1 pseudogene is annotated in these 419 nt (G+C 33.2%); it reads left to right on the plus strand.

The annotated features are described in order from the left end of the window. Nucleotides 1-236 precede the first annotated feature (236 nt). A pseudogene (locus tag EP747_RS24005) lies at nucleotides 237-419 on the plus strand (integrase); the annotation flags it as partial.

Raw genomic sequence — 419 nt, forward strand, 5'->3', positions numbered from 1 at the left:
CTATTTAGGCTAACCTTTAAAGCAATAGAATATTTCCCTGAAATATAGTAGACCTCATTCCACCTATTCCTCAAAATTGCCTTTCACATCGAATGTAATCTTTTATAAAAAAGTTTACATTCATCCTCCCTTTATTCCTTTATTATCCTTGCTTTTCTTGTTATCCTTACTTTCAGCAAAAAAAGGATACATTCAAAATATTGATTTTATTGAGTTCAGAAAGGAGAGAAGAAAAAATGAGTAAGAACGAATATCTTATTGATGTGCAGCCGATTCGGGATATGCAACAACTAGAGGATATGAAATGGGCATTACGAAGACACTGTGGGAAACGTGATTATATCCTGTTTCTCATTGGCATTAATACTGGTTTACGAATTGGGGATTTACTCAACCTAGAAACTAAAACTATTATCGGA

This window comes from Gottfriedia acidiceleris (assembly GCF_004138285.1).
In the GTDB taxonomy this organism is placed as follows: domain Bacteria; phylum Bacillota; class Bacilli; order Bacillales; family Bacillaceae_G; genus Gottfriedia; species Gottfriedia acidiceleris_A.